Genomic DNA, 21426 nt, shown 5'->3' with positions numbered 1-21426 from the left:
GATAAACAATACTTGTATATGTCATGGTTTTGTCCATTCAGTAATTGATTATCTTTGCGGCAATGAGCAAAATATTAGAAGACTGGGAACAGAAGGCCAAAGACAAACAAAAGGCCAATAAACAGTTTCTCCAGAAGCTACAAACCCGCAGAGGAAAGGGGGTAGAAAAACTGTTGCCTGAACTCCATGAAGAAGCTTTTAGTAAAATTGATTGCCTGGAATGCGCCCGCTGCTGTAAATCGATCAGCCCCCGCTTCAAAGGACCCGATATCAAACGCATCTCCAAACACCTCGGTATGAAGGAAGGAGATTTTACAGATACCTATCTCCGTTTGGACAACGACGGCGATTACGTCGTAAAATTCACCCCTTGCCCGTTCCTGGGCGCTGACAACGCCTGCGGTATCTACGATGTCCGCCCCGGCGATTGCCAGAACTACCCATACACAGATAGTTACGATTTCTTCAAACGCCCCAATATCACTTACGAAAACAGCACCATCTGTCCTGCTGCCTATTATGTACTGGAAAGATTAAAAGATAAGATGGGAATATAATTTGGGGATTTTGGGATTTAGGAATTTAGGAATTTGAAATGCAGCAGAGATTAACATTTGAAACAAAATCAACAAATCAGATCTCCGCTGCATTTCAAATTCCTAAATTCCTAAATTCCTAAATTTGTAAATCCCAAAATATTTCACGGTTTCAAATCCAGCTTTCGCATCGCCGGTGATATGATGTAAGTGGTGATCACTACACCAAGCGTTACACATCCACCGAAAACAACCGATGCCGTTAATCCCATAGCGCGCGCCATAAAGCCGCTTTCAAAGGCGCCGAGTTCATTAGAGGAGCCTACAAACATAGAACTTACGGAAGCCACCCGGCCACGCATATCGTCAGGTGTTTTTAATTGCAGGATCGTTTGCCGGATGATAACGCTCACCCCGTCCAGGGCACCACTGATCAACAAGGCAGCGATAGACAGGTAGAAGCTGGTAGAAATACCGAAAAGGATAATGCACAGGCCAAATCCGAAAATGGCCGCCAACAGCTTGATACCAGGTTTGTTTACCAGCGGGCGGTGCGCCAGGATGAACATCGTCACCAATGCGCCTACAGCAGGGGCGGAGCGCAAAAAGCCATACCCCAGCGATCCCACATGCAATACATCGGTAGCAAATGCCGGCAACATAGCCACGGCGCCACCAAACAATACGGCAAACATATCCAGGGCCATAGCTCCCAACACCACTTTGGTATGCCACACAAAACGCATCCCCTTGGTAAGTCCATCAAAAAAGCTTTCCCCCTGCGATTTGTAATAAACAGGCTTGGGTTTTATCTGTAATAAACTGAACAAAGGCGCCAGAAAGATCGCTACCACCAGCAACATAGACCAGTGTACCCCAAACAGGTAAATGCAAAAGCCGCCCAGTGCAGGGCCCAGCACACCGCCTACCTGCCACGCAGAGCTGCTCCAGGTGGAAGCATTGGCATACAACTGCCGCGGCACCAGCAACGATAATAAAGTGAAGGTAGAAGGACTGGTAAATGCACGGATGGTACCACCCATAAACACCAGCAGGTAGATCAGGTTTAATACCCAATGCCTGGAGATGCCTGCTACGGCGCGGTCCCAGGTAAGAAGGAACAACCCCGTGCTAATAAAAATATAGGCGATCACACATTTCAGCAACATACCCCGCTTTTCCCGCTTATCCACCAGGTGACCGGCAAAAGGAGCAAGCAGCACCGCAGGGATCACTTCAGACAACCCGATCAGCCCCAGCGAAAAAGGATCTTTAGACAATTCATACACTTTCCACTCTATAATGGCAAACTGCATGGTAAGCGCAAACACAAGTGCAAAGCGGATAACGAGATAGTAATTGAATTCGGGAAAACGAAGCGAAGCGTAAGGATCGTTTTTAGGAGATACCGTATTGTCCAAGCTGATGTATTTTTTACTAAAGTTATGAAAAAGGTAAAAAGATGTATATAAAAAGACAAACCCGCCCGCCGGGTACTAGCAGTTTTGCATTTTAAACTATACTTTTATTGTGCAAAATTCCGCATGATTATGAGCATACAAGGATTGTTATACCGGGTGCTGTTGCCCCTCATGTTCGGGCCTGTTGTCTGTATGGCAGATCCAGGCGGGGAAGGCAATGATCCGCCTGCCCGGAAAGCAAGGCTGGAGCTGGTAACAGACAAATTTATATCTCCTGTAAATATGTCCGTACCACACGATGGTTCAGGAAGATTATTTATCTGTCAGAAAGAAGGGAAAGTATGGATAGTAAAGAAAGGCAGCCTGTTGAGCCAGCCCTTTCTGGATGTGAGCAGCGATATGATAGCCGTGAACCCCGGATATGATGAAAGAGGGTTGCTGGGCATGGCCTTCCATCCCGATTTTAAAAAGAACCATAAATTTTATGTGTATTACAGTTCCCCGCTGGAAAAGCCGGTAAAGGGGTTGAATCATAAGAGCAAATTAGTGGAATTTACTGCATCGGCATCCAATCCGGATATCGCAGATCCGGCCACCAAAAGGGTGTTGATGGAAATCGATGAGCCGCAATCCAATCATAATGGCGGTCAGCTGGCATTCGGTCCGGATGGGTATTTATACATTGGTTTGGGCGATGGCGGCGGCGGTGGCGACAAACACGGCACTACCGGCAACGGCCAGGACCTGGGCGTTGTACTGGGGAAGATTCTCCGTATCGATGTAAACGGTGTGCCTTACAAAGTGCCTGCCGACAACCCTTTTGTAAAGACAGTCGGCGCAAAACCGGAAATATGGGCCTATGGCCTGCGCAATCCATGGCGTTTCTCCTTTGATCGTGGTACCGGCAGGCTATTTGCCGGAGACGTAGGACAGAATCAGTATGAAGAAGTGGATATTATCACCAAAGGGGGTAATTATGGCTGGCGCATCATGGAAGGTTATCATGATTACAATGTTCCCGCAGGGGCGGATAAAAGCAAACTGATTGCACCCATCCACGAATACAGCCACGATCTGGGGATTAGTATCACCGGTGGGTATGTATATCGTGGGAATGCCATCCCCTCTCTCAAAGGATTGTATGTTTTCGGGGATTACAACGGGAAGTCCTTTGTACTGGCGCCTGATGGCAGGAAATGGGAGCGTGCAGAACTGCAGCTCTCCGGCCGTCCCGCCGATCAGCTATACATTCTCAGCTGGGGAGAAGATGAACAGGGTGAACTCTATATGCTGACCAGCTCTTCTACCAGCGCAGGATTCAAAGGCGCAGTGTATAAACTGGTGAAAGAATAAAATGGGGAAAATCACGGCCCATCAAGCCCAGCACCCGTTTGGCCCAATTTTTTGTTAAAAGGACATAAATTGAGTCAGCGACGGACGATTTTATTTTATATTTGATTACACAACGTAACCACACAAAATTTACGTTCAATTGAGATACATATGAGACTGAAAGTGATTATACCGGTTTTGCTACTCAGCATCTCCGCAGGCGTGTTAGCTTTTAATAAGCTGGGGCATAACGACGATCCTCCTGGTCGTTATGAGGTGATCATGAACCTGGTGGGTCAAATGCTGAAAGAAGGGCATTATCAACCCAAACCCATTGACGACGCCTTCTCCCAACAGGTTTTTAATAAATATTTGCGTAGCCTGGATGTGGAAAAGAAATTTTTCCTGAAAACAGACATCGACAAACTGCAACCGTTAACAACCCATATCGATGAAGAGCTGAAAGGCGCACCGCTGGATTGTTTCCGCACTATTAATACCCTGATAAAACAAAGAGTGGCAGAAGCAGCGGCTATCTATCCCGAAGTGCTGTCCAAACCCTTTGATTTTACAGTAGATGAAAAAATAACACTTGATCCGGATAAAATAGATTTCCCTGCTGATGAAAATGCACGGAAAGAAGCCTGGCGTAAAGTGTTGAAATACCGTACACTTGAAAAGTTGACAGACCTCCAGGAAATGCGGGAAAAAGATAAAGGGAAAGACAGTGTAAAAGCAAAAACAGATGCGGAGCTGGAAGTAGATGCACGCGCGAAAGTTAAACAACTGTACGATCGTTATTTTGAACGTTTGAAAAACAGGCAAAATGATAACGACCGTTTCAACTTGTATGTAAATGCGATCACCAGCACGATGGACCCGCATACTGACTACTTCCCGCCTGATGAAAAACGTGCGTTTGAAGAACAGATGGCCGGTAAATTTTTTGGTATCGGTGCACAGCTGAAAGAAGAAGGGGATAAGATCAGGGTGGTAAGCATCGTAACCGGTAGCCCTAGCTGGAAGCAGGGCAAACTGAAAGCGAATGATGTTATTCAGAAAGTAGCACAAGGCAATAATGAATCGGTAGACATCACGGGATACCCTGTGGAAGATGCGGTGAAACTGATCCGCGGTAAAAAAGGTACGCCGGTAAAACTGACTGTTAAAAGTGTGGATGGTACGATCAAAGAAATTACGATTGTCCGCGATGAAATTGTTACGGAAGAAACCTTCGCAAAATCTGCTATCATCAACGGACAACACAAAATAGGATACATTTATCTGCCTGAGTTTTATGCCGACTTCAACGACCGTAACGGCGCCCGCAGTGCGGACGATGTGGCCAAAGAAGTAGCCAAACTGAAAGCAGAAAAGGTAGAAGGCATCATCCTCGATCTCCGCTTCAACGGCGGTGGTTCACTCCAGGATGTAGTGCAGATGGCTGGTCTGTTCATTCCGGAAGGTCCGGTAGTACAGGTGAGATCCAGAGGTGGTGAAGCCGTGGTACTGCGCGATCGTGATAAAAACGTACAATATGATGGTCCGCTGGCCATCATGGTAAATGAATACAGCGCATCAGCCTCTGAAATAATGGCCGCTGCCATGCAGGATTACAAACGTGCCGTGATTATCGGCAGCACCCAAACCTTTGGTAAAGGCACCGTACAACGTCTCTTCAACCTGGATGATTTCTACCCGGTAAAAGATGGTGGCAGCCTGGGCGCACTGAAACTCACCCAGCAGAAATTCTACCGTGCAGACGGTGGCTCTACCCAGCTGAAAGGCGTCGCCTCCGATGTGGTATTGCCAGATCCTTATTATGAAGTAGCAGAGCGTAAAGACAGCGATGCACTGGCATGGGATGAAATTCCACGCGCCAGCTTTACTCCCTGGGGAAATCCGGTGAACACAGAATCACTCAAGAAAAACAGTGAAAAAAGAATGGCGGTAAGCCCTGCTTTTAAACTGCTGAATGAAAACCTGAGCACCCTGAAAAAATTGGAAAAACAGGACGCCTATTCATTGAACCTGCAAACATTTAAAGCAGAACAGAAATCAAATACAGCTGCGCTGAAGAAATATGATGCTGTTAATGATAAGGTGAAAGAACTGAATATCGTGAACATGAAATCAGATATGGAGAAACTGGGTAATGACTCATCCAAAGTTGCACGCAACAAGGACTGGATCAAGATAAGAACCAAAGACATCTACCTGGACGAAGCTGTAAATGTGATGAATGATCTGATTGTACAGTCACTACCGAAGATGCAACGTAAAACCCAATAGAACTGACCAGGGATTGAACAGATTCCTGTGATAGAAGAATACTCATAAAAGAATCCCCGGAGAAAAACATCATCGTTTTTCTCCGGGGATTCTTTTATGATCTCAATTTATTTAATCCGGTTCTTTCTCCAGTACTTCCAGTGCTTTCTTCACCATGGGATCAGTTGCATTCACGGTTTCATAGAAACCTTCTGTACGCCACAGCTGACGTGCCAGCATGGCTTTTAGACGGGTTCTGATCTCTGTTTCATCATGTATGCTAAGACGATCCAGTCCGGGAATGCTGTCCTTTTTAGCGTACTCCTTGAATTCATTGAGCAGCTCAGGACTGGTCTGGAATGTTTTAGCGAATGCCTCCGCATCTTTGTATTGCTTGAAGTCGTCTTTGTGTGCAGTAAAATACCGGTACACAAAGTTGCTGAAGGTATTACGTGTATAGATCGCCGTTAGTGTTGGTGTAAAACGGGAAGTGTCGAAAGGAATGAAGATATCGGGGGTGATGCCGCCGCCACCGTATACACGGCGTCCTTCGTGTGTTTTATAAAGTACGGTATCCGTGATTTTGATACTGTCTTTATTCACCATTTCGCCGTGGTTATAGCGATCTATGATATCGTCATCATAATTGGCATGACCATTACCATAGGGTTTCTGTATACTTCTGCCGGAGGGAATATAGTAGCGGGCCACTGTGAGGCGCAATGCGCCGCCATTGTCCAGGTCATACTGTTCCTGTACAAGACCTTTACCAAAGGTACGGCGGCCTATGATGACGCCACGGTCCCAGTCCTGGATAGCGCCGGCCAGTATTTCGCTGGCGGAGGCAGAGCCTTCATCGGTAAGAATGGCCAGGCCGCCTTTCTCAAACATGCCGGGACGCCTTGTTTTATAATCTGTACGTGGATAATCTTTGCCCTTTGTATAGAGGATGAGACGCTGGTCATCCAGCAGTTCATCGGCGATGCGGGTGGCTGCATCCAGGAATCCACCTGGGTTCTGGCGTACATCGATGATCAGTTTTTTCATGCCTGCTTTATCGAGTTTGCGCATGGCGCCAAGGAATTCATCGAAGGTGGTAGCTGAGAATTTGCTGATTTTGATATAGCCTACACCGGGAGCGGCCATGTAGGAGGCATCAATACTATATAAAGGGATGATACCTCTTTTGATAGGGATCTGTATTTGTTTTTGCTGGCGTAGCATGGTGGCGTTTACCAAAGAGCCGGCAGGGCCTTTCAGCAGTTTACGGATCTTGTCGGGGGTGATGCCGTTTCCGGCCACGAGGCTATCATTTACTTTCAGGATCTTGTCGCCGGTTTGTACGCCTGCTGCTTCTGAAGGGCCGCCACTCAGTACGGATACCACGTTTACGGTATCTGCTGTAATATTAAATTCCACACCGATCCCTTCAAAATTACCTTCCAGGTCTTCGTTTACCTGTTGTAGCTGGGAAGGTGGAATATAGATGGAGTGAGGGTCCAGGTGGGCCAGTAAGCCTTCAATGGCTTCCTGCTGTAAGTCATCTGTATTGAGAGAATCTACATATTTTGCTTTGATAAGATCCATTACCTCCTGCAATGGCCCTTTGCTGGGCTTCGTGAAAAATACAGTGGCTCCGCCGGTATTTGATCCGGGCATTTTATGCCCGAGGAACATTCCCAGGGCTAAGACAACTGCAAAAAGAAGAGGTAAAAAAACATTCAGCTTCCTGTTAGACATAATTTGATTATTATCCCGCTAATTTATAACCATTCATTCACCATGTAATATAAGCTGCCCACAGAAAGATATCTGTCGCATGCATGCATCATCATAGCTTAAACTTAAAGGGCGCTATTTGTTTATATGAAACCCTTTTGTTTAAATTGTGACAAAAATAGCATAAATCGGGTGCAAACTTTTACGATTCTTTAATTTCATAAATTACCGGATATGGCCACAAGAATAAAGCTGATAGCAGATAGTGGGTCTACAAAGACCGAATGGGGCCTGCTTGGACGCAGTGAGCCTACGCTTTTCCGGACACAGGGAGTCAGCCCGTATTTCCAGTCTGCAGAACAAATCAGGGATATCCTGACAAAAGAATTATTACCACAATTTCCTGCAGATGTCGTTGTCGATGAAGTCTATTTTTATGGTACAGGGCTGTCCCAGGAAAAAAATATCCACCTGGTAGCAGACAGCTTAAAAGCAGTATGGCCCGATGCGGTAATAGGCGTAAACCACGACCTGATGGGTGCGGCACGTGCACTTTGCGGCCATGAGCAAGGTATTGCCAGTATTCTGGGTACAGGGTCCAATTCCTGTTATTTTGATGGGCAGGATATTGTGAAGAATAACCCGGGCCTGGGTTACATCCTGGGCGATGAAGGTAGTGGCGCTTATCTCGGCAGAAAAGTATTGCAGTATTATCTTTACAGTACGCTGGACGAGGAACTGAGCACCCGCTTCGACATGAAGTATAAGACCAACAAAGATGAAATACTGGAAAATGTTTACCGCAAACCATTAGCCAACCGCTATCTGGCCGGATTTGCAGAATTTTTATCTGAAAACAGGGGACATTTCCTGATCGAAAATATTTTAGAAGACGGCCTGAATGATTTTTTCTTCAGCCATATTTATAAATACCGGGAAAGCTGGACAACTTCTTTACACTTCGTAGGTGGCATTGCCTGGCATTTCCAGGACATCATAAAAGAGCTGTGCGAGTTATATGAATTGCCGATGGGTAAAATATTGCGCACACCTATGGATGGCCTCCTGGTATATCATACTTAATCATCTCCAACCGCACAAATATGACATTTGTAAAAATAACTGAACAAACCTCTGGTTATCGTCATCTTGAAAAGATGACCATTCAGGAATTACTCTTTAATATAAATAAAGAAGACAGGTCAGTTCCGCTGGCAGTGGAAGAATCCATTCCACAGATTGAAAAGCTGGTGGCAGCCATTGCAGATAAAATGCTGGCCGGTGGCCGTTTATTTTATATGGGAGCCGGTACCAGCGGACGACTGGGTATCGTTGATGCTTCTGAGTGCCCGCCTACATTTGGCGTACCGTATGGACTGGTAATTGGCATTATTGCCGGTGGCGATGATGCTATCCGCAAGGCGGTAGAGTTTGCGGAAGATGACCGGGAGCAGGGCTGGAAAGACTTACAGGAATTTAATATCTCCGATAAAGATGTAGTGGTAGGCATTGCTGCCAGCGGTACTACGCCTTATGTGATCGGGGCATTGGACATGTGCCGCAGCAAAGGCATCATTACCGGCAGTATCAGCTGTAACCCCGATTCGCCGGTATCTGCGGCCGCCGACTTCCCCGTGGAGGTAGTGGTAGGACCGGAGTTTGTTACGGGCAGCACGCGCATGAAAAGTGGTACTGCGCAGAAACTGGTGCTCAATATGATATCTACAGCCGTTATGATCCAGTTGGGCAGGGTAGAAGATAATAAAATGGTGAACATGCAGCTCAGTAATGAAAAACTGGTAGACCGGGGCGTGAAGATGCTGATGGAGAAATTATCGCTCACAGATTATGAACAGGCACAGGCGCTTCTCTTAAAAGCCGGTAGTGTAAAAAAAGCGGTGGATGATTTTGTGAAAGTATGATTTAATCTGACATTTGCAGCGATAACCGGACATGCACAACATAGAACCATATTACAATTGGCGGCATCTGTATACGGCAGAAGAGGACGAGTATTCGCCATTTTATGGCCGTGAGTATAGCGAATTTGTATTCTCAAATACGGTATATAATTATTATGTACATCCGCAGTGGGACGATTTCGGCTCCCGTAACCTGTACCTGAAGATCCTGTACACGGATTACCAGTTCAATTTTGTTATCATAGAATTATTAGGGGAATGGAATGATGCCATTGATAACGATATCATGACCCTCAAGCGGGAAATCATTGATATACTTATCTCCCAGGGCATTACCAAATTTATACTGCTCACTGAAAATGTGATGAATTTCCATTCTTCTGATGATTGTTATTATGAAGAATGGTGGGATGATATAAAGGATGATGGCGGATGGATTGTGAGCCTGAACATGCCGGAACAAACAAAACAGGAATTTGAACGGGCCCGTTTACATCATTATGTGCACTTGCTCGAAGATCATAAATGGCGAACATATCAACCTCTCCATCTGTATAATATGATAGATAACATCATGCTGAGGCGGTTAGAATAATATTAATTTTCATTGCAAAATGAAAGATATCATGCATGAATAACTGATTTACAATTGATTTATATATTATTAAAGAGATGCACGTATTTTGAAACCTGATAAATATCATTTGGTTTTTATTTTTCCTGCGCTAAATTTGCGCGACATTTCAATCATCTTTTCATACTAGGAAGCTTAGAATTTTACTTATGAAGTGGTCACAGTTCTTTAATACCTCTATCGGTAAGAAGTTATTGGTAGGTGCTACCGGTTTGTTTCTTTGCAGTTTTGTTGTTGTGCACCTGGCAGGTAATTTCCAGCTGCTTTATAACGACGAAGGCAAGGCTTTTAACGCATATGCAGCGTTTATGGGGCATAACAGCCTGATTCAGTTTATTGCCTGGGGGCTTAAAATTGTGATTCTGCTCCACGCGGTTATAGCCATCCGGCTTACTTTCAGCAACAGGGCAGCCCGTCCGGTGAAATACGCAGTGAGTGCGGGCAATCAAACATCTTCCTGGTTCAGCCGCCAAATGGCGATCATGGGAAGTATCCTTTTCATCTTCATTATTATCCACCTGGCTAATTTCTGGGCAAAGTTCCACTACGGTGAAATGCCTACCCAAACCTACGCGGGTATGGAAGAACCATTAAAAGATCTCTACCGGGTTTCCCAGGAAACTTTTAAACAGGGCTGGTTGGTTGTACTGTATGTAGTGGGTATGATCGGCTTATCCTTTCACCTGGTGCATGGTTTCAAAAGTGCCTTCCAGACCTTCGGTTTAAATCATAAGAAATACAACGGGTTAATCAATTTTGTAGGCGTATGGCTGTTCGGAATAGCTATCCCTATTGGTTTTGCTATCATTCCGGTTGTAATCTATTTCAAATAATTCTGTAAAGTTAGGATATATGTTGAACGCAAAAATTCCTGCCGGACCATTAAATAGTAAATGGGAAGACTATAAAGGACATTGTAAACTGGTGAATCCAGCCAATAAGCGTAGCCTGGAAATAATTGTGATTGGTACTGGTTTGGCGGGCGCTTCAGCAGCGGCTTCATTGGGTGAGTTGGGGTATAAAGTAAAAGCTTTCTGCTTTCAGGATAGTCCGCGTCGTGCGCACAGTATTGCTGCCCAGGGTGGTATCAATGCCGCTAAAAATTATCAGAACGATGGTGACTCTGTTTTCCGTTTGTTCTACGACACTGTAAAAGGTGGCGACTACCGTTCCCGCGAAGCCAATGTGCATCGCCTGGCGGAGGTAAGTGGCAATATTATAGATCAGTGCGTGGCACAGGGTGTTCCCTTTGCACGTGAATACGGTGGCCTGTTGAGTAACCGCTCTTTCGGTGGTACACAGGTACAACGTACTTTTTATGCAGCAGGTCAGACAGGCCAGCAGCTGCTGCTCGGCGCCTACTCTGCATTGGAGCGCCAGGTAGCATTGGGCAACGTGAAAATGTACAGCCGTCATGAAATGCTGGAAATCGTGAAAATCGATGGTAAAGCACGCGGTATCATTGCCCGTGACCTGGTAACAGGTGAACTGGAACGTCATTTCGGTCACGCTGTATTAATCTGCAGTGGTGGTTATGGCAACGTTTTCTACCTGTCTACAAACGCGATGGGTTCTAACGTTACAGCAGCCTGGAAAGCTACCAGGAATGGTGCTTACTTCGCTAACCCCTGCTTTACACAGATCCATCCTACCTGTATCCCCGTTTCCGGCGACCACCAGTCAAAACTGACACTGATGTCAGAATCACTGCGTAACGATGGCCGTATCTGGGTACCCAAAAAACAAAACGATACACGTAAAGCCAGCGAAATTCCTGAAGAAGAAAGGGATTACTACCTGGAAAGAAGATATCCTGCATATGGTAACCTCGTTCCCCGTGACGTGGCTTCCCGTGCAGCAAAAGAAAGATGTGATGCCGGTCATGGCGTAGGTACTTCCAGGCAGGCGGTATTCCTCGACTTCGCCGCAGCTATTGAACGTTATGGTAGCATCGAAGTGGGTAAACGCCAGCTCTCCAACATTTCCAAAGAAGAAATCATTAAACTGGGTAAAGAAGTAGTAGCCGAGAAATATGGTAACCTGTTCGACATGTACGCCAAAATCACCGGTGAAAATCCTTACGAATTACCCATGCGTATTTATCCTGCGGTGCACTACACTATGGGAGGCCTGTGGGTGGATTACGAACTGAATACCACCGTTCCCGGTCTGTATTCCCTGGGAGAAGCCAACTTCTCTGATCACGGTGCAAACCGTCTCGGTGCCTCTGCACTGATGCAGGGACTGGCAGATGGTTACTTTGTGCTGCCTTATACTATCGGTAACTACCTGGCGGATGAAATCCGTACCAAGGCAATACCTACTGATCATCCCGCCTTTGTGGAAGCAGAGAAAAATGTAAAGGATACGATCAACAAATTCATGACGGTAAAAGGTTCCAGGTCTGTTGATTATTTCCATAAAAGATTGGGTAAGATCATGTGGGAAAAGTGCGGTATGGCACGTAACGAACAAGGTCTGAAAGAAGCTATCGAAGAGATTAAAGCACTGCGTGCTGAGTTCTGGAGAGATGTGCGGGTACCAGGTACAGAAAAAGAATTCAACCCCGAACTGGAAAAAGCAGGTCGTGTTGCAGACTTCCTCGAACTGGGTGAGCTGATGTGTTTAGATGCGCTCAACCGCCGCGAATCCTGCGGTGGCCACTTCCGTGAAGAATCACAAACAGAAGAAGGAGAAGCAAAACGTGACGATGAAAACTTCTCCTACGTAGCTGCATGGGAATACAAAGGCGATGGCCAGTACGAACTGCACAAAGAGCCGCTGGTGTTCGAAGAATGTAAACCTACACAACGTAGCTACAAATAATAAGGGTTATTGGTTGATTGTTTAACAGTTGATCAGGATTATAAATCAAATAATTGTCCAGGGATTATGGAACATTATAACATGAACCTCACATTAAAAGTGTGGAGGCAGAAAAATAGAAATGATCAGGGTAAGTTTGAAACATTACAGGCTAAAAACATTTCTTCTGAAATGTCTTTCCTCGAAATGTTTGATGTGGTGAATGAAGAACTGATCAACGAAGGAAAAGACCCGGTAGCATTTGACCACGATTGCCGCGAAGGTATTTGTGGTGCATGCTCCATGCATATCAATGGCCGTGCACACGGTCCCTGGGAAGGTACCACTACCTGTCAGCTGCACATGCGTGCGTTCAAGGATGGCGATACTATCACCGTAGAACCCTGGAGGGCAGGCGCTTTCCCGGTAGTTAAAGACCTGACGGTAGATAGAGGCGCTTTTGACCGCATCATTGAAGCAGGTGGTTATATCTCTGTCAACACAGGGAATGCACAGGATGCCAACAGCCTGCCCATCGATAAAAACAAAGCAGACCTGGCTTTCGCCGCTGCGGCGTGTATCGGTTGCGGCGCCTGCGTAGCAGCTTGTAAAAACTCTTCCGCGATGCTGTTCCTGTCTGCCAAAGTTTCTCAGCTGGCACTGTTGCCACAGGGGCAACCTGAAAGGAAATCACGTGCGCTCAACATGCTCGCACAGATGGACAAAGAAGGCTTTGGTAGCTGTACCAACACCGGCGCCTGCGAAGCAGAATGTCCTAAAGAAATCTCTTTAACCAATATCGCCCGTCTGAACAGAGAGGTGATTGGTGCAGGGATGACAGTAGAAAAATAGACCAGGATTAACGGATTATAAGGGATTAGCCTGATTGGTGAAGATTAAAACGGATATGGTTATTATTCGTTTCAATCTCTGCTGATCAGGCTAATCTTTTTTCTGATTAACCGCTCATAATTCTATCTCTCGTAATTCGTAATTTTTTTACTATTATGTACCTCTATTCTTAAAAAATATATTTTATGTCAGATCAATCCCGTAGGAAATTCATTAAGCATCTCGGCAGTACCGCAGCATTGCTGGGTATAGGTCAGCTGGCTGCCATGGGTAGGGAAAACGAACCGGTACATTTACTACAACCGGAAAATAATTTTTCCTCAAATGATAAAATCCGTGTTGCCTGCGTAGGTATGGGCATCATGGGATTTGGTGATGTACAAACAGCCATCAAAGTTCCGGGAGTGGAATTTGTTGGCGCGGCAGACCTCTACACCGGCCACCTGGAAAAGGTGAAAGAAGTTTTCGGACCAAATGTATACACCACCCGCGACTACCGGGAGCTGCTGAAACGTAAGGATATTGATGCGGTTATTGTAGCCACGCCGGATCACTGGCACGATACAATTGCTATCGCAGCTATGGAAAGCGGAAAAGCCGTTTACTGCGAGAAGCCGATGGTACAACAGATAGAAGAAGGACATAAAGTAATAGCAGCACAAAAGCGTACCAAAGCAGTTTTCCAGGTAGGCAGCCAGCGTGTAAGCAGCGTGGCACTTGCGGAGGCACGTAAGCGTTATCTCGCAGGTGAAATAGGTCAGCTCAACGTAGTGGAAGCCCGGATGGATCGTCATAGCGCCCTCGGTGCATGGCAGTATTCTATTCCTACGGATGCATCTCCGCAAACAGTGGATTTTGACACCTTCCTGAAAGATACGTCCAAAGTACCTTTCGATCCGGTGCGCTTTTTCCGCTGGCGCAATTATCAGGCTTACGGCACCGGCATCCCCGGCGACCTGTTTGTACACCTGATCTCCGGCCTGCATTTTATTACCGGCTCACTGGGCCCCACCAGCGTATACGCCAGTGGGAACCTCGTGCAATGGAAAGATGGCCGCGATGTACCTGATGTAGTGGTGGCTATTTTTAACTACCCTGAAACAAAAGAACATCCCGCTTTCCAGATGACCCTGCGTGTAAACTTTGCCGATGGCAGCGGCGGAGGAGAATATACCCGTCTCATTGGTACCGAAGGTGTACTGGAACTGGGCTGGAACGATTTCAAAATAAAAAAACATAAACTGCCGGAAGCTCCCGGCTATGGCGGATGGGATACTTATAACACCTTCACCAAAGCAGAGCAGCAGGCATTTGAAAAACAGTATAAGGCTAAATATCCTGCCGGCAGCGACGCAGCTATTGAATCATCCAACGCATACGCCGCTCCAAACGGTTATGATGACAGGCTGGACCACTTCAAGAACTTCTTTGAATCTATGCGTACCGGCAAACCCGTAGTGGAAGACGCTACCTTCGGTTTGCGTGCTGCAGGGCCCGCCCTGATCACCAATCAGAGTTATTTCAGTAAAAAACTGATCAACTGGGACCCCTTGAAAATGCGCGTGATCCAAGGCTAAGCCAGGATTTAACTATGTAGGAATTTATTTATTTACGAATTTAGATATTTAGTTTCAGTGGCAGGTCTTCCATTGAAACTAAATATCTAAATTCGTAAATAAATAAATTCCTAAATAATTTAACCCTTCCCATGTCCAAAGGTTTTCCACTTCAATGTTTGGTTTTAGGTGTTGTGTTATTGTCTTGTAATGAAAACAAACGTAGTATGAATAATCAGGAGAGCATCACGCCACCTGTCGCTGAGAAAATAGCGAAAGAACTAACCATTCACGGAGATACCAGGATAGATAATTATTACTGGATGAACAACCGGGAAGACCCTAAAGTACTCGCCTGGCTTACCGCTGAAAATACTTACCTGGATACTGTGATGGCACCCGAAAAAGAACTCCGGGAGAAGCTGTTCGGTGAAATGAAAGATCGTATCAAGGAAACAGATATGAGTGTGCCGTATCTCAAAAACGGCTTCTACTATTATACCCGTTTTGAAAAAGGGAAGGAATACCCCGTTTACTGCCGTAAAAAAGGCAGCCTGGAAGCAGATGAGCAGATTATGCTCAATGTGAATGAACTGGCTGCAGGGCATCCTTATTGCCACGTAGGAGGTATCAGCGTGAGCCCCGATACCAAACTGCTGGCGTATGGACTGGATACCGTGAGCCGCCGCCGCTATACCATTCACATCAAAAACCTCGAAACAGGTGAAATGCTGCCGGATGAAATCAGGGAAACCACTGCCGGCTCTACCTGGGCAAACGATAATAAAACATTGTTCTATAGCCGCAAGGATACCGTCACGTTGCGTGCCGACCGTATTATGCGGCATACATTAGGCGCTACCGCTGATAAAGAAGTGTATCATGAAACCGATGAAACATTTGCGGTGAGTGTGCGCAAAACAAAGTCAGGCAAATATATTGTGATCAGCAGCGGTAGTACATTGTCGTCTGAAAGCCGCATCCTGGACGCCGATAAGCCCGATGGCACCTTCCGTGTATTCCAGCCGCGTGAAAAAGATATGTTGTATGATATCGATCACCGGGAAGATAAATTTTACATCGTTACCAACTGGGACGCACTGAATTTCCGGTTGATGGAAACCCCGCTGGAAAGGACTTCGCGGCAAAACTGGCAGGAACTGATCCCAAACCGCAGCGATGTGCTGCTGGAAAACCTGGAAGTGTTCAAAAACTTCCTGGTACTGGGAGAAAGAAAAAATGGTCTGACGCAGATCCGCGTGATCAACAACCAGAAAAAGCAGGACGAATATTTGTCGTTTGCCGAACCGGCTTACACCGCCTACATCGGCAACAATCCTGAAATGGATAGCAAGGAGCTGCGCTTCAATTATACTTCCATGATCACACCCAATTCTGTGTATGATTACGATATGGAAACAGGCAAGCGCGAATTGAAGCGGCAACAGGAAGTACTGGGAGGATATGACCCCAAAAATTATGCTTCCGAAAGATTGTTTGCTACCGCCAACGACAGTACGAAAATCCCTATCTCCATTGTCTATAAAAAGACTTTTGATAAAAATGGTAAAAGCCCGCTGCTGCTGTATGGATACGGTTCTTATGGCAACAGTATGGACGCTGATTTTGATGGCAACCTGTTAAGTCTCCTGGATCGCGGCTTTGCCTTTGCCATTGCACATGTGCGCGGTGGTCAGGAAATGGGGCGGCAGTGGTATGAAGACGGAAAGATGTTTAAGAAGAAAAATACTTTCACTGATTTTATAGCCTGTGCGGATTACCTGGTACAGCAACATTATACCCGCAAAGAACAGCTGTATGCAATGGGTGGCAGCGCCGGTGGATTACTGATGGGCGCTGTAGTGAATATGCGCCCTGAACTATTTCACGGAGTAGTAGCGCAGGTACCTTTTGTGGATGTGGTCACCACCATGCTGGATGAAAGTATTCCATTGACCACCGGTGAGTTTGATGAATGGGGAAATCCAAAACATAAAGATTCCTACGACTACATGAAATCGTATTCTCCTTACGATAATGTAACTGCTAAAGCATATCCTAATCTCCTGGTTACAACGGGCCTGCACGATTCGCAGGTACAGTACTGGGAGCCGGCCAAATGGGTAGCTAAGCTACGTGAAATGAAAACAGATCATAACCTGCTGTTGCTGCACACCAATATGGAAGCTGGGCATGGCGGCGCTTCGGGACGCTTTACTGCACTGAAGGAAGTAGCATTGGAATATGCCTTCTTATTGAAACTGGAAAAAGACCAGGATTAAAAAATTTAATCCTGATCTATTTTATCTGACGCTACTTCTTTCCCAAAAAATATTTCCGCCATATGGTTAAAAATGGCCGGATCATCTGTGGTATAAAAGCGGTGTTCCTGATTTTTTGTGAGCCTGCTCTCCATTTCCGGATGACGTTTGAGATAGTCTTTCAGACTGCGGGCAACGATCTTTCCCTGTGCCAGTACAGTGATGCCGCCGGGAAGGTATTGGCGGATCTTTTTCATCAGCAGGGGATAATGGGTACAACCCAATACCAGTGTGTCGATGTTGGCAGATTGCGCTAATATTTTACCGAGATATTCTTTTACGAAGAAGTCCGCGCCGGCACCTTCATGTTCATTGTTTTCCACCAGTGGCACCCACATGGGACATGCCAGCTGATGAGTAATTACATGCGGGAAAAATTTGTTGATCTCCAACGGGTAAGATTCAGAGGAAACAGTACCATTGGTGGCGAGGATACCAACTTCACCGGTTTGCGTAATCGTGCCCACCATTTCGGAAGTAGGACGGATAACGCCCAGTACCCGGTTATCCGGTGCAATACGCGGAAGGTCTTTTTGCTGGATGGTACGCAATGCCTTTGCAGAAGCCGTATTGCAGGCTAATATTACCAGCGGGCATCCCATGTCAAACAGCTTTTGTACACATTCCAGCGTGTAGGCGTGGATGGTATCAAAGCCGCGGTTGCCATAAGGCGCGCGCGCATTATCTCCCAGATAGATATAATCATATTCCGGTAGCTCTGCAACAATTTCTTTCAAAACGGTTAACCCGCCGTAGCCGGAATCAAAAACGCCAATCGGACCCATTATCGTAAGCTTTTAGGCTACATTATTTCTTTTGCATCATGCCGGAGCCTGTCAGATCGTAGATCTTTTGTATTTCGTGCAGCGCGCCTTCGAAATCTATTTCCAGGTCTTTCAGTATGCCGCTTTTAATATCATACACCCAGCCGTGTACGACAGGATATTTATTTGCCAGATATGATTTCTGTACCGCTGCTGTTTTTATCACATTAATGCATTGTTCTTCTACATTCAGTTCTACCAATCTGTTATAGCGGGCGTGTTCATCTTTGATGGCATTGAGTTCATCCATATGCAGGCGGTATACATCACGGATGTTCCGGAGCCAGGGATTTAGCAGACCAAGGTCTTCCGCTTCCATGGCTTTTTTAACACCACCACAACTGTAGTGTCCGCATACAACAATATGTTCCACGTTCAGTTGTAAAACGGCGTAGTTGATAGACGCCATTACGCTCAGATCAGCATTACATACCAGGTTGGCGATATTCCGGTGCACAAATACCTCGCCTGCGTCCATTCCCATGATTTCGTTGGTAGGAACGCGACTGTCGCAACAACCTATGCAGAGATACTTAGGATGTTGGGTAGTAGCCATTTTTTTGAAAAAATCTGCATCGGTGTTTAGTTTGGAAGCTACCCACTGCTTGTTGTTTTCAAATACCTGCTGATAGTCTGACATACCTTATTAATTTTTTTGTGCTGCTAAGATACGCAGGGACATGCAAAATGATGGTATACTGTTTTTAACTTTTCTTTGTTTTTTTCGCGACCTGGCCGGTTGCAGTATCTTTTTATCCTGTTTGCTACCTGTTATGCTACGCGCAGGTTGGTCTTACGTATTTATCTTACATAAAATAACTTACGTATATGTTTTAAACATATAGTTTTAGTAGTGAATAACTGCCTGATACGCCTGTGCATGCCTTGCTATAAGTTGGAAAGCCCATATTCTATTCGTACCTTTGCAGCTTCAAAATTTACATAGCCAGCATGATCAGTGTTAAAAACGTAACGCTCTCTTTTGGTAAGAGAGTATTGTTTGACGAAGTAAACCTCAATTTCACAAAAGGGAACTGTTATGGTGTGATTGGGGCCAATGGAGCGGGTAAGTCTACCTTCCTTAAAATATTGTCCGGCGAAATAGAGCCGAACAAAGGCACCGTGGAAATCACTCCCGGCGAGCGCATGAGCGTACTGAAACAGAACCACTTTGAGTTTGACGAGATTACAGTACTGAATGCCGTATTGATGGGCAACAAAAAGCTTTGGGAAATAGGCAATGAAAGGGATACCATCTATGCTAAGGAGGATTTTACCGAAGAAGATGGTATGCGTGCAGGAGAACTGGAAGCAGAATATGGTGAAATGGGCGGTTATACCGCAGAAAGCGATGCAGGTGTACTGCTGGGCGATCTGGGTGTAAAAGAAGAAATGCACAGTATCCTGATGAAAGATATTGCCGGTAGCCTCAAAGTACGTGTTTTGCTGGCACAGGCGTTGTTTGGTAATCCAGACATCCTGCTGCTGGATGAACCTACGAATGACCTGGATGTGGAAACCATCGGTTGGCTGGAAAACTTCCTGGCCGACTACGAAAATATTGTGATCGTGGTATCGCATGACCGTCACTTCCTCGATGCGGTTTGTACGCATGTAGCGGATGTGGATCGCGCCAAGATCCAGATTTTCAGCGGTAACTATACTTTCTGGTATGAATCATCCCAGTTGATGGCCCGTCAGATGTCTGATAAGAACAAGAAGATGGAAGATAAGCGTAAAGACCTGATGGACTTTATCGCGCGATTCAGTGCCAACGCCTCCAAAAGTAAACAGGCTACTTCCCGTAAGAAAGCCCTGGAGAAACTGGTGATGGAAGATATCCAGCCATCCAACAGAAAATATCCGGGTATCATCTTCAAGCAACTGCGTGAAGTAGGTAACCAGATCCTGAACGTAGAGAAACTGGAAAAACTGGTAGATGGCCGTAGTAAGTTGTTTACCGACGTTACTTTTTCTGTAAATAAGGGAGATAAAATTGCGTTCCTGTCTAAAGATCATCTTGCACTGACCACCTTCTTCCAGGTGATCAACGATGAGGCAAAAGCAGACAGTGGTAAATTTGAATGGGGTACTACCGTTACAAAAGCTTACCTGCCAAACGATAACGCTGAATTTTTTACCGATAATAGCCTGAACCTGATGGACTGGCTGCGTCAGTACGTGCCTGCGCACGTTACAGATGTGGATGAAGCCTTCCTACGTGGTTTCCTGGGTAAGATGCTGTTTGGTGGCGACGAGATCATGAAGAAAACTTCCGTACTGAGCGGTGGTGAAAAAGTGCGTTGTATGACCAGCCGCATGATGCTGCAGGACCCCAACGTACTCATCCTGGATGAGCCTACCAACCACCTGGACCTGGAATCTATCCAGGCATTCAACGAAAGCATGATCAACTACAAAGGCGTGGTGTTGTTTACAACGCATGACCATACCTTTATGCAGTCTGTAGCCAACCGTGTTATAGAAATAACACCCAAAGGCATCATCGACAGACTCATGACGTTTGATGAATACCTGGCAGATGATCGCGTGAAAACATTACGTGAAGAAATGTATGGCACAGCCGTATTAGCATAAAACAAATATTTACGAATTTTTGATTTACGAATTTTGAGATTTTGGGGATTAGAAATGTAACGGGATTAAGAAACATATCCGCTGCATTTCAAATCCCCAAAATTCGTAAATCAAAAAATCCCTAAATCATAAATATTCCTCTATTACCTTCATTTTATTCTTATCAAGCGGCTTTGTAATGTAAGCCATCAGTTCGGGGGTGTGTTGCACTTTTTGTATATCGCGTACGTCTACAGAAGAGGAGCACATGATAATCGGGATGGTTTTTTTGAGAGATGTTTTAAGCCCCCTGTACGCTTCAATAAAATCCCACCCGTTCATACGCTGCATGTTCATATCCAGGATAATAAGAGAAGGCAATGGTGGCTCCGGAATTGTTGACAGTTGCTCCAGCGCCTCTTCAGCGCATAAAAAGGAGGTAATAGTAAGCTTGTTGCCTTGGTGCCCTAACATCTTCCTGATAATGAAATGAAAAATCTCATCGTCATCTACAACGTACACTATTTTATTCATGTCTTCCATGCTTATGTTTTAATTGGGCTACTGAACTTTTCCGGGAATAACAAGCGCAAAGGAAGATGATGTAATAGTATAGTCCTGTATCAGGTTATTCCGGGCATAGCAATAAATGACCA

At 45.6% G+C, this 21426-nt stretch carries 17 protein-coding genes; 12 read left to right on the top strand and 5 right to left on the bottom strand.

The genetic code is table 11. From position 1 onward, the window contains the following. The first annotated feature begins 62 nt into the window (after nt 1–62). A complete protein-coding gene (locus tag ABQ275_RS18125) occupies nt 63–557 on the top strand; it encodes a YkgJ family cysteine cluster protein (RefSeq protein WP_349314567.1) in 495 nt (164 codons plus the stop codon). Between the two features lie 143 nt (nt 558–700). Here the strand turns inward: ABQ275_RS18125 and ABQ275_RS18120 are convergent, their stop codons facing one another. Then, nucleotides 701–1957 (bottom strand): MFS transporter, encoded by a 1257-nt coding sequence (locus ABQ275_RS18120; RefSeq protein WP_349314566.1) that lies wholly within the window; start codon nt 1955–1957, stop codon nt 701–703. Between the two features lie 129 nt (nt 1958–2086). Between ABQ275_RS18120 and ABQ275_RS18115 the strand changes: the two genes are divergently transcribed. Continuing rightward, nucleotides 2087–3310, top strand: coding sequence for a PQQ-dependent sugar dehydrogenase (locus ABQ275_RS18115; protein ID WP_349314565.1), 1224 nt, complete (start codon nt 2087–2089; stop codon nt 3308–3310). A gap of 150 nt (nt 3311–3460) precedes the next feature. Beyond that, nucleotides 3461–5581 (top strand): carboxy terminal-processing peptidase, encoded by a 2121-nt coding sequence (locus ABQ275_RS18110; protein WP_349314564.1) that lies wholly within the window; start codon nt 3461–3463, stop codon nt 5579–5581. 111 nt (nt 5582–5692) lie between these two features. Here the strand turns inward: ABQ275_RS18110 and ABQ275_RS18105 are convergent, their stop codons facing one another. Further along, on the bottom strand, nt 5693–7300 hold the full coding sequence (locus ABQ275_RS18105) for a S41 family peptidase (RefSeq protein WP_349314563.1): 1608 nt from the start codon (nt 7298–7300) through the stop codon (nt 5693–5695). Nucleotides 7301–7513: 213 nt separating this feature from the next. Here ABQ275_RS18105 and ABQ275_RS18100 point away from each other — a divergent pair, with 213 nt between their 5' ends. From ABQ275_RS18100 to ABQ275_RS18065, 8 genes are all read left to right on the top strand, one after another. Continuing rightward, complete coding sequence (locus tag ABQ275_RS18100; protein WP_349314562.1) at nt 7514–8362, top strand: BadF/BadG/BcrA/BcrD ATPase family protein; 849 nt, start codon at nt 7514–7516, stop codon at nt 8360–8362. 20 nt (nt 8363–8382) lie between these two features. Then, nucleotides 8383–9201, top strand: coding sequence for an N-acetylmuramic acid 6-phosphate etherase (murQ, locus tag ABQ275_RS18095; RefSeq protein WP_349314561.1), 819 nt, complete (start codon nt 8383–8385; stop codon nt 9199–9201). Nucleotides 9202–9232: 31 nt separating this feature from the next. Continuing rightward, nucleotides 9233–9796 carry a hypothetical protein gene (locus ABQ275_RS18090; protein WP_349314560.1) on the top strand — a complete coding sequence of 188 codons (564 nt, stop codon included), beginning with the start codon at nt 9233–9235 and terminating at the stop codon, nt 9794–9796. Between the two features lie 188 nt (nt 9797–9984). Next, entirely contained in the window at nt 9985–10668 is a 684-nt protein-coding gene (locus ABQ275_RS18085; protein WP_349314559.1) for a succinate dehydrogenase cytochrome b subunit, read from the top strand. Nucleotides 10669–10687: 19 nt separating this feature from the next. Then, entirely contained in the window at nt 10688–12661 is a 1974-nt protein-coding gene (locus ABQ275_RS18080; RefSeq protein WP_349314558.1) for a fumarate reductase/succinate dehydrogenase flavoprotein subunit, read from the top strand. A 66-nt stretch (nt 12662–12727) separates the two neighbouring features. Next, nucleotides 12728–13492: a succinate dehydrogenase/fumarate reductase iron-sulfur subunit gene (locus tag ABQ275_RS18075; protein WP_349314557.1), complete on the top strand. Its 765-nt coding sequence runs from the start codon at nt 12728–12730 to the stop codon at nt 13490–13492. A 185-nt stretch (nt 13493–13677) separates the two neighbouring features. After that, nucleotides 13678–15069 (top strand): Gfo/Idh/MocA family oxidoreductase, encoded by a 1392-nt coding sequence (locus ABQ275_RS18070; protein WP_349314556.1) that lies wholly within the window; start codon nt 13678–13680, stop codon nt 15067–15069. 206 nt (nt 15070–15275) lie between these two features. Then, complete coding sequence (locus ABQ275_RS18065; RefSeq protein ID WP_349314555.1) at nt 15276–17330, top strand: S9 family peptidase; 2055 nt, start codon at nt 15276–15278, stop codon at nt 17328–17330. Nucleotides 17331–17335: 5 nt separating this feature from the next. Here the strand turns inward: ABQ275_RS18065 and murI are convergent, their stop codons facing one another. Further along, nucleotides 17336–18154 carry a glutamate racemase gene (gene murI, locus ABQ275_RS18060; protein ID WP_349314554.1) on the bottom strand — a complete coding sequence of 273 codons (819 nt, stop codon included), beginning with the start codon at nt 18152–18154 and terminating at the stop codon, nt 17336–17338. 22 nt (nt 18155–18176) lie between these two features. Continuing rightward, nucleotides 18177–18833 (bottom strand): carbonic anhydrase, encoded by a 657-nt coding sequence (locus ABQ275_RS18055; protein ID WP_349314553.1) that lies wholly within the window; start codon nt 18831–18833, stop codon nt 18177–18179. 311 nt (nt 18834–19144) lie between these two features. Here ABQ275_RS18055 and ABQ275_RS18050 point away from each other — a divergent pair, with 311 nt between their 5' ends. Continuing rightward, nucleotides 19145–20791, top strand: coding sequence for an ATP-binding cassette domain-containing protein (locus ABQ275_RS18050; RefSeq protein ID WP_349314552.1), 1647 nt, complete (start codon nt 19145–19147; stop codon nt 20789–20791). A 126-nt stretch (nt 20792–20917) separates the two neighbouring features. Here ABQ275_RS18050 and ABQ275_RS18045 read toward each other — a convergent pair whose 3' ends face one another. Then, complete coding sequence (locus tag ABQ275_RS18045) at nt 20918–21313, bottom strand: response regulator (RefSeq protein ID WP_349314551.1); 396 nt, start codon at nt 21311–21313, stop codon at nt 20918–20920. Nucleotides 21314–21426: the final 113 nt, after the last annotated feature.

It is taken from the genome of Chitinophaga sp. MM2321 (genome assembly GCF_964033635.1).
Taxonomy (GTDB): domain Bacteria; phylum Bacteroidota; class Bacteroidia; order Chitinophagales; family Chitinophagaceae; genus Chitinophaga.
The sequence above is the reverse complement of the archived record's forward strand: the minus strand, read 5'-3'. Positions and strand labels throughout refer to the sequence as shown.